Genomic DNA, 1,459 nt, shown 5'->3' with positions numbered 1-1,459 from the left:
GACCAAGTAAAATTGGAAAGGCTATGGGGTTTTTATTATGAAATTATATTATAAAGACAAATTGAAAATAATAGAGATGTATGAAATTGGAATTACTCAAGTGTCAATTTCGAAACAGTATGAAGTAAGTATAAGTACCATTGAACGTATTGTTAGCTTGTATAACAAACATGGTTTTAAGTATCTAAGAGATAAATCTAAGAACTCAAGATATACAGCTGAGTTTAAGTTGGAACTAGTACAAAGAGTTCTATCTGGTGAATCGAAGAGTTTTGTTGGTTTGGAATATGGAATTAATGCAGGAACAATATATGCATGGTGTGAAAGATACAATGATTTAGGTTATAATGGTCTCAAACAAGATTTAAGAGGTGCACACATGAGTAAAAAACCTAAACCAACGGATTTGACCAAACCGGCCACTAATGAAGATGAAATCAAACGTTTAGAGGAAGAAAACGAACAACTTAAAATGGAAATCGATCTATTAAAAAAGTTGAACGCCTTGGTTCGACAAAGGAAAGAGCAACCAAACAAGAAAAAATTAAAGTAATATTCGAATCAAGGCATAAGTACGCTCTAAATAAAATGTTGACATTTTTTTATGTAAGTAAATCTACTTACTTCTACACTATAAACAACTACAACAAATCCGATAAAGACCAGGATTTAAAAAATAAAATTAAAGATATCTTTATGAAACATAAAGAAAGATATGGATATAGACGAATTACTTTAGAACTTAAAAACAATGGTTTAATCATAAACCACAAGAAAGTGAAGCGAATAATGAAAGCATTAGGTTTATTTGGAAAAACACCTAAAGCTAAATATAAATCATACAAAGGAACTGTTGGTAAAACAGCACCAAATCTCTTATTAGTTAAAGAAGTTGATGAAATTAAACATACAACAACTTATGTTAGAGATTTTAAAACTAATGGTATAAATGAGGTTTGGGGAACAGACGTAACTGAGTTTCATATAAAAGATGGAAAACTTTATTTATCACCGATTGTAGACTTTAATAATCGTGAAGTTATCGCATTTAATATTTCTAAAACACCAAATTACCTCCAAACAAAACTTATGTTAGAAGACGCCTTTAGTAAGTATAATGATCTGAGTGGTTTGAAAATGCATTCTGATCAAGGATGGCAATATCAAATGGAGCATTTTAGAGAATCACTAATTGAAAAAGGGATCAAACAAAGTATGTCTAGAAAAGGAAACTGTTTAGATAATTCCATTGTAGAAAATTTCTTTGGTATACTTAAAAATGAAATGTTTTATGGTAACGAACATAAGTTTAAATCACTAGATCATTTAGCTAAAGAAATAGAAAACTACATTCACTACTATAATAACGAGCGTATTACAGTAAAACTAAAAGGACTGACTCCTGTGCAATACAGAAATCAATCCTTAAGTTAAATAAACTATTAAATTTTATTTAGTC

General features: G+C 29.3%; 2 protein-coding genes. Both read left to right on the top strand.

Annotation, left to right across the window (positions count from 1 at the left end; all coding sequences use genetic code 11):
• The first annotated feature begins 37 nt into the window (after window positions 1-37).
• On the top strand, window positions 38-553 hold the full coding sequence (locus IY230_RS02185) for a helix-turn-helix domain-containing protein (RefSeq protein WP_196369708.1): 516 nt from the start codon (window positions 38-40) through the stop codon (window positions 551-553).
• Entirely contained in the window at window positions 487-1,434 is a 948-nt protein-coding gene (locus IY230_RS02180; RefSeq protein WP_196369709.1) for an IS3 family transposase, read from the top strand. The genes IY230_RS02185 and IY230_RS02180 overlap by 67 nt, the downstream gene beginning before the upstream one ends.
• Window positions 1,435-1,459 lie beyond the last annotated feature (25 nt).

The organism is Acholeplasma laidlawii (assembly GCF_015709225.1).
Classification (GTDB): Bacteria; Bacillota_I; Bacilli_A; order Acholeplasmatales; family Acholeplasmataceae; genus Acholeplasma; species Acholeplasma laidlawii_A.
The sequence above is the reverse complement of the archived record's forward strand: the minus strand, read 5'-3'. Positions and strand labels throughout refer to the sequence as shown.

Excerpts from the sequence above, each read along its gene's own strand:
- IY230_RS02185 (WP_196369708.1), top strand. The coding sequence starts at position 38 with ATGAAATTATATTATAAAGACAAATTGAAAATAATAGAGATGTATGAA.